Genomic DNA, 7945 nt, shown 5'->3' with positions numbered 1-7945 from the left:
GGGTCATTTCGCCACGATTTGACACCCCGTATCATACCAAGAGGGCTCTTTATTGTTCAAGTCCCCGAAAATCCTTCTAACAGGAATGCTCCTTTATTAAAGTAAACTGCTTCGTTAGCAAAAGAAGCGACTGTTCTTATTGAACAATCGCACCCGATAGTTTAAGTACAAGATTTCACAATCTTACTTCTTTCCAGTTATTTATTCTAACATAGCCTGTTGTTTATAAATGGTAACTCATTATAATAAGCTCACCTTTTTTTCCCATTCTTCGAACACCTTCATCAACAAATCCACATTTTTTGTATAATCCCTGTGCTATTTCATTTTTAAGATTAACCGCTAAAACAATTTCATTTATTTCACTAAAACTTTGCTTAACAAATTCGGGTAAAAGCATCATTGCCTTTTTCGCATATCCTTTGCCTTGATATCGGAGATCGGTTGAAAAAGCTCTTAATAAAATTGCATTATTATTATTCGAATATGGTTTTACCCCTTCATTTTTATGTAAAACAAAAAAAGTTAAAAGTTTATCTTCTTCTATTGCTAAGATTGAATAACGTTCAGAATCTTCGTTTGATAATTCTATACAATCTTTTGGAATCCCAGTATAACGTAGTTGTTCATCCGTTAATTCATAATCTTCGATTGCATTTTTGAAACTGTCATTGTAAAAATAAAGTTGCACTTTAGACTCCCCTTCCCATAGCAGAACATTTGTTCCCATATTTTAACAATTTTATTATTCGAGTTCAATATAATATTAATAAGATTCTTCAACTCCCTCAGTTTGATACGAATATCTCTTGAATGCTCACTTATTCGCAGGATTTCATAACCCTTGTAATTGGATTTACGGGTAATTGAAATGAGTTCAGATCATCTTGGCTTCGTGAAGGCATAGTTAAATAAAGGAGTCAGCTACCACTCCATATTTTACCATATAATGCACATCTCCACGCCGCCCCTGGGGGCTTTCCCTCCCATGTCTCAACGGGTCAATTGCCCTCTCATTCCTTCGTCATGCCTATCCAAGGGGTGGAGGCCAGTTATGCTAAACTGATGGGTCACAGTGCCCTTTTGTTGAAGAAACCTGGTACTCCGTGCATATTTGAAATCCTACGAATAAGACAACATTCAAAATTTAAGATAACTATAACTATTTAACTATAAGACTTTTAGTCATACTGCTTTTATGCTGCTAATGGGATTGTTTCTTGTAATTTATTTGCACAGTAAGATTCGTTTCGCTTAGCTATACCTACAAAAATTCTTGCTAATTTACCGACCAACTTCATGATAGACTTCATTTTCTTCATCTTCTTGACCTTCACATTATATGCATGGATAGCTTTAAACTCAGGGTTATTCATCACAAGGCTCATGGTTGCTAGGTAGAGGAAACGCCGTAGTCTAGACCTCCCTCGTTTTGAGAGGACAATCTGCCCTTTCCATTTTCCTGAGCTTGCTTCAGCTAAATGGAGTCCTGCATGGCGTAATAGAGAATTCCCATGAGAAAACCCACTTAGATCTCCAGCCTCTCCTAAAATTCCAGCTAATGAAATTTCACTTATACCTTTAATCATAAGCAGCTTCCTTGCAAATGGTATTTTATTGAGAACTTCTTTAACTTGTTGTTCAACTCTTTCGAGTTGTTTTATGGCGAGGTCATACTCCTCCAGTAATTGTTCTAAATGGAGCTTATAAGCATCCAGTCCTTGTCCAGTTCCTATCGAGGATTTTGCTAGATTGATTAGTAATTGAGCCTTTTTGGGTCCTGGTTGTCGCTGCATTAAAGACTTCCATCCCCTCATGACATCTAGAGGCTCAAAGGAAGCTATTTCATTAGGAGTAGGAAACAATCGGAGGGTTGCGATTGCCCCTTTACAAGTGACATCTTTAAATACTTGTCTAAGTTCTGGAAACACAATATCTACCCATCTATGGATCTGATTGGTAGAGCTTACGAGACGTTTAACAATCACGTCACGATTAGAAATTAAAACTCTGAGTTTCTCAAAGGATTCAGATGAAGGGCGAACAAAGGAATAATAGCCGTTTTTCACCATATCAGCGATAACGAGTGCATCTTTTTTATCACTCTTTGACTGAGTGTTATCACGATTCTCCTTGTTTCTCTTTACTAGGTGGGGATTGACTGTTACTACCTCAATTTTTTGTTTAACAAGCCATTTAGATAGGTTTTTCCAGTAGTGGCCAGTAGGTTCCATACCTACTATTGTGGTATCTAGATTTTTTAGTCTTTTTAACTTTTCAATCCAATTTTGCAGTTTAACAAACCCCTCTTCATTATTTACAAATGTAAGGGGATCTCCGACTACAATTCCACGGAAGTTTACAGCTCGAGCAACGTGAAATTGTTGAGCTATGTCTATACCAACAATAAGATGTGTATCGGAAATTCTTTCTATTAGTTGATTTTGTTTGTCTTGCATTTTAAAATTCATAGTAGGGCTTCCTCCTTAAGATTCTGAGTTAGAGTGGTATCTATACTCATATCCTACTGAGGGGCTTTATTTTTTTCAAACCTGATATTTAACGATCTACAGGAATGCTAAACTGCTACGATAGCACAAAAAGAAAAAGGCTGCCGAAAAATGGCAGCTGGAGCTTTAACCCATGCACCCGTAATACAATAAGGATAAACTAAAGTGTCTTTCTAAAAGAATAGCACCATTTATCGTAGTCTAACTTTTCTTCATAAAAACGGTGAGCGTTTATTCGTTGGAGTCCAGATTCTAATGCTACATAATCTGCCCCCTGTTCTTTTGCCCAACTATGTATATACGACAGTAGTTTTTCACCATACCCGAATGAACGGTGTTCTGAATCTGTTACTAAATCATAGATGAAAAGATGGCGTTTATTATAGAAATTAATTCTCCAACTCACACCAGCTAACGAAACAATTTTTTCATTGTGATATAGAGCAAACAACTTATATCCATCTTTTTGCATTTCTTGGAGTAGCTCAAAATATGACTCTTCGGTTAAATCACTTCGTAATTGATTTAGAATAGGAAATGCTTCTTTCAATTGTTTTTGTGTTGTTAATTCTTGAATGTTTTCGTTCATATGATACCTCTTTCTATAATTAATCTATTTAATCTTATACTATCCTGCGACAATAATCTGAAGAATCGCCCTGGGTTAGTTCAATAACGTCCTTTATTATCACTTGAAAATTTAATGTTGAATTAGGTTTAAACCTAAGCTCTCCAACAACGCAAAATACTGAGGACAAGTTTTAGAAACACATCCTGGATCATTTATTTGTATCCCTTCAACTCTTGAACCGATAAGTGCTAATGACATTGCAACTCTATGATCATCGTGCGTATTTAGTAAAGTTGGTTTCGGGTTACCTGGATACACTTTTAATCCATCTTTAAATTCCTCCACTTTAATTCCTAACCTAGATAGTGATTCGCATATTACACTAATTCGATTCGATTCATGATGACGTATATGTTCAACATCTTTTATCGTTATTGGTCCATCTGCAAATGGAGCAATAGCTGCCAATGTTAATGTCTGATCCGACATCTCCCTCATAGAGATTTCAAACCCACCTTTTAATTGAGTAACTCCCTCTATTTCAATAAAAGACGAGCCCCTTGTTACTTTACATCCCATTTGTTCTAGGACATCAACCATTTTTATATCTGGTTGTTTTGTTTCATAAGTTAGATTATCAATTCGTATTCTACCATTTGTCACCGCAGCAAGAGCAAGAAAGTAACAAGCGGTCGAAACATCTGCTTCTAAATTTACATCTTGTGGAGTGTACTTGGAAGGATAAACGACTATTTCTTTTAGATTATTATCATATTGAACTTTCGCACCAAATTTCTCCATTAATTCTAAAGTTAAAAGTACATATGAGTGTTGAACGATATGATCCTTAATATTGACTGTGATTGTATCTTTCATATAAGGTGCAGCAATCAATAAACCACTAATAAACTGACTAGAAATATTCCCCGAAAGGCTAACTTCGCCTCCAGTTAATTCTTTTCCTTGAACTAACAACGGATAGTAACCATCATTACTTAGATATGTTATTTCAGCACCAAGCTCCCTAAAAGCATCGACTAAGGGTGAAACAGGTCGTTTACTCATACTTTCGCTGGCTTCTAATTCCCACGTCCCTTCACCAGAAACTGCTAATGCTCCAGGCAAAAATCGTGCAATTGTCCCTGCTGCACCAATATACAAATTACCTGATTCCCATTTGCCACCATTTCCCTCAATGAAAACTGTCTCACCTTGAATTTCTATATTTACACCCAATTTTTTTAAGGAATCTAAACACCAAAACGAGTCGTCACTTTTTAAAATACCTTTCACTTTTGACTTACCATTAGCTAAAGCACTTATAATTAGTGCTCTATTAGTGAAACTTTTGCTCCCAGGAATAGTAATTGATCCTTCTATTCTCCTTTTACTTGGTGAAACACTTATCGTATTAACACCTTTTAATGGTGTCCATGGGCTACGGGCTTTTACATCAAAATTATACTTTTCCAATTCCGAACTCCCCTTATTAACAAATTTATTTATTATTTTCTGTATCTTTATTATAAATACGATTAAGATATAAATGAAATTAATATTAATCATAACAGTTATAGGTGGTATCTATATCATGCAATTAGACCTTTATCGTGTTTTTTATGTTTCGGCAATGGAAAAGAACTTTAGTAAAGCTGCAAAAAAGTTATATATAACACAACCAAGCGTAAGTCATGCCATTAAACAATTGGAAGAAAGCCTAGGGATTCAATTATTTGTTAGAACCTCAAAAGGAGTTACAATGACACATGAAGGTGAAACACTATTTGGATATATTAGCCCAGCTTTTGGATTAATTGATAACGCGGAGCGAAAGATTTCGGAGCTAAAAAATTTAAAAAGCGGTCATGTTACAATCGGAGGTAGTGATTCATCATGTAAACATTTTTTACTGCCTCATATACAAACATTCCAAGATATGTTTCCAGAAATACAGATTAAGCTACAACATGGTTCTACGCCTCAGATATTGGACAAATTAACAAACGGACTTATTGATATTGGTGTTATTCATTTACCGATTGATCAATCTCAAATAAAACTAACCGAATTTTTAAGCATTAGTAGTACCTTTATTGTAGGGAAAAAATATAAAAATTTAGCTAAAAAACATTTTTCTCTTGAAGAGATGCTCAACTACCCTATAATCTCCTTTTCTGAAACAAGCAGTTCAAGGAGATTTCTAAATCAACTATTTCAAAAACAAGAGCTAAATGTAAAACCCGACATTGAAGTTGGAAGTGTTGAATTATTAATTGAATGTGCAAAAATCGGAATGGGGATTGCATTTGTCACAAAGGAATTGGTTTTGAAAGAATTATCTGAGGGTGAATTATTTGAAGTACGTTTGAATGAAAAAATAGAAAATAGAAAAATTGGGCTAATAACAAAAAAAGAGATTCCTTTGTCAGTAGCAGCGAATAAGTTTTTTAAACATTTAGTTGAAAGAAGCCATTAAAAAAACAAATACAATTTTGAAAAGGGCAAACCGATATTTTGGTTGCCCTTTTATAAACCTTATTGCTAACCTGCTCCTTTAGCTCAATAAAAACAGCTGCCAAAATGGCAGCCCCGAACTTACGCTAACACACCCTTTAGTTGAAGAAAGTTAATTTATATGTTTCGTACAATTGTATAAATTACAATCCCATTTGCCTTCTATATTATTTAAAATAGTAATAGACGTATTATCGATATAAGTCGTTTGAAATTTTTCTGGAAGTAATTGTTGCAATGTTAATCCAATTAATGCTCCGTGACTGATTACCAATATTCGTTTCCCGTTATATGTACTAACTATTTCTTCTAAAAACTCTACTCCTCTTTTAGATACATCTTCAAACTTTTCCATTCCAAGTTCTAAATTACGCCATTTACTTCCCCATCTATTGATTCTTTCTTCCTCAGTGGTTCCTTCAATTTCTCCACAATTTATCTCTCTAACCCTTTTATCATTATGGCTAATAGGTAATTCTAGTTTACTTCCAATTATTTTTGCCGTTTCAATAGCACGTGATAAGTCACTTGTAATAATCATATCCCATTTATCTTCTTGAGATAGCCTATCTCCAATATCCGACGCTTGCTTCCTGCCAATCTCATTTAAAGGAATATCAGATATTCCCTGTGCCTTACCTAAAGAATTCCATTCAGTTATTCCGTGTCTAATTAGTCCTATTGTGGTCATTCTCCCACCCTTTTCAAAATATCTATTTCCAATTTAGGTTGTTCCACTAACCTGCCCCGTTACTTCAATAAGGAAAAGGCGACCCTTCTTTATTGAAGAATCGCCCCTGATAGTTGAAGAACATTAGTATTTCAAACCAATCGAATAATTACTCTTGCAGTTGATTTAAAATCAGTTTCAATACATCGTTCTGTGACATATCATTAGTCAAAATTGTTTCTCCATCCACGCCAAGATAATCGTTTGGATTCCACCAGGCACTTAAAGAATCTTCTCCGAATTCCATCTTTTTCGAACTAGAGTTGTGACGTATGACTGTTTCCTCAAAGGATAAATCAAAATAATAAGTATATGTCTTTTGGTTATAGAACTGGATTAAGTTATTCAGCATTTCACCATAACGACTTTTATACAAGATTCCTTCGACAATTACAAAATCACATTTATCTTTACCATATTCTGCGATTTTGCGAATCAAATCAATTGAAAGGTTCCCTTCTCTATCGTGAACCTTCAACATTTCACGGCGAACGACATCCTGAGAAACCAAGAGCGTTCCATGCCCCAAATGACTTTGAAGACTTTTCGCAGTCGTTGTTTTTCCACTCCCAGAGTTTCCTCGTATGATAATTAGCCTAGATTCCATTTTCTCCCCTACGCATCCTAATTGCCTTCTATTTATATAATCTTCCATTGGTAATAACAACATTTTTTTACTTTAATGCATCCGATACTAACCTGGATCGTCAGTTGAAGTAGACCGCAGAATGACGAACTCCTGTTGTGCTAAGGCACCCGTTCAATAAGCCTTATCTTGTAAGAAGCCAAATTAAAACAAGAACAGTAGCGATGACAGCCCAAATAATGGCTTGTCTATTTTTTTTCTATTACAAAACCTCCCCCTGAATAGTTTGAAACCTTATTTTACTATCCTACTCCGTTAGTGGAACAAGAAAAATGTCATACAATTCCAATGCTTTGCATCCCTTTTTCTTGAACCTTTCCAGCCCTTTTTCTGTAACTCTTTAGCAATTAAAATATTAAAAAAACCGTGTCCAACTAAAACCACCGATTTGTTTTTATTAGCGTAATCAATTAGCAGTTGTGATGCCTTATTTGCCCTGAATTTTGCTTGATTCAAAGACTCGCAATCGGTTGAATATCCACTGAACCATAGTATTCTTAATACAATCGCCCAAATACTTGGCTTTAATTTTACATTAAATAATTGGGATGAATTAGAAGGTAACTCAGTTTCTCGGAATAAAGGATCAGAAATGATATTCGTTACTGGATTTAATAATCTTGCTGACTCAACAGCCCTTTTTAAATCACTGGTTATAACAATATTTGCAGTTGCAACTTTTTCAAGGGTTGCCAAGGGATAGGTTGACTCTTCAATAACTCCATTGTAATCATACTTTTCAACCCACTTCTTAAATTACCAACCACTTATTTTATCATTTTCAGTTAGTTGTGATTTTCCGTGTCTAATTAATGATATTTCCATAATACTTCTCCTCGAATTTGCACGTTACTTACTACCATTAACTGTTATTCTGTAAAAGAATTAAGAAATCCTACTTCCACTAACCTGTACCGTTAGCACAATAAGAAAAAAGCTGCCACCACGACAGCCCTGGTTTTCAACTATTGCTA

The 7945-nt window shown here is 35.0% G+C and carries 8 protein-coding genes; 1 reads left to right on the top strand and 7 read right to left on the bottom strand.

The features are described from left to right. Positions 1 to 223 precede the first annotated feature (223 nt). From BLR86_RS24585 to aroA, 4 genes are all read right to left on the bottom strand, one after another. Positions 224 to 691, bottom strand: coding sequence for a GNAT family N-acetyltransferase (locus BLR86_RS24585; RefSeq protein WP_090768162.1), 468 nt, complete (start codon positions 689 to 691; stop codon positions 224 to 226). 505 nt (positions 692 to 1196) lie between these two features. Then, positions 1197 to 2471, bottom strand: a complete 1275-nt coding sequence (locus BLR86_RS24580) for an IS110 family RNA-guided transposase (protein WP_090768159.1) — start codon at positions 2469 to 2471, stop codon at positions 1197 to 1199. A 199-nt stretch (positions 2472 to 2670) separates the two neighbouring features. Beyond that, positions 2671 to 3099 carry a GNAT family N-acetyltransferase gene (locus BLR86_RS24575; RefSeq protein ID WP_090768155.1) on the bottom strand — a complete coding sequence of 143 codons (429 nt, stop codon included), beginning with the start codon at positions 3097 to 3099 and terminating at the stop codon, positions 2671 to 2673. 111 nt (positions 3100 to 3210) lie between these two features. Then, positions 3211 to 4554 carry a 3-phosphoshikimate 1-carboxyvinyltransferase gene (gene aroA, locus BLR86_RS24570; protein WP_254782447.1) on the bottom strand — a complete coding sequence of 448 codons (1344 nt, stop codon included), beginning with the start codon at positions 4552 to 4554 and terminating at the stop codon, positions 3211 to 3213. A gap of 118 nt (positions 4555 to 4672) precedes the next feature. Between aroA and BLR86_RS24565 the strand changes: the two genes are divergently transcribed. Then, positions 4673 to 5557 (top strand): LysR family transcriptional regulator, encoded by an 885-nt coding sequence (locus BLR86_RS24565; RefSeq protein ID WP_254782446.1) that lies wholly within the window; start codon positions 4673 to 4675, stop codon positions 5555 to 5557. Between the two features lie 150 nt (positions 5558 to 5707). Here the strand turns inward: BLR86_RS24565 and BLR86_RS24560 are convergent, their stop codons facing one another. The 3 genes from BLR86_RS24560 to BLR86_RS24550 all read right to left on the bottom strand — a co-directional run bounded on the left by BLR86_RS24560 (position 5708) and on the right by BLR86_RS24550 (position 7667). Then, complete coding sequence (locus BLR86_RS24560) at positions 5708 to 6286, bottom strand: histidine phosphatase family protein (protein ID WP_090768149.1); 579 nt, start codon at positions 6284 to 6286, stop codon at positions 5708 to 5710. Positions 6287 to 6434: 148 nt separating this feature from the next. Beyond that, positions 6435 to 6932, bottom strand: coding sequence for a kinase (locus BLR86_RS24555; RefSeq protein WP_090768146.1), 498 nt, complete (start codon positions 6930 to 6932; stop codon positions 6435 to 6437). A gap of 294 nt (positions 6933 to 7226) precedes the next feature. Next, positions 7227 to 7667, bottom strand: a complete 441-nt coding sequence (locus BLR86_RS24550; protein WP_254782445.1) for a histidine phosphatase family protein — start codon at positions 7665 to 7667, stop codon at positions 7227 to 7229. Positions 7668 to 7945 lie beyond the last annotated feature (278 nt).

This window comes from Bacillus sp. OK048, assembly GCF_900103525.1.
In the GTDB taxonomy this organism is placed as follows: Bacteria; Bacillota; Bacilli; order Bacillales; family Cytobacillaceae; genus Neobacillus.
The sequence above is the reverse complement of the archived record's forward strand: the minus strand, read 5'-3'. Positions and strand labels throughout refer to the sequence as shown.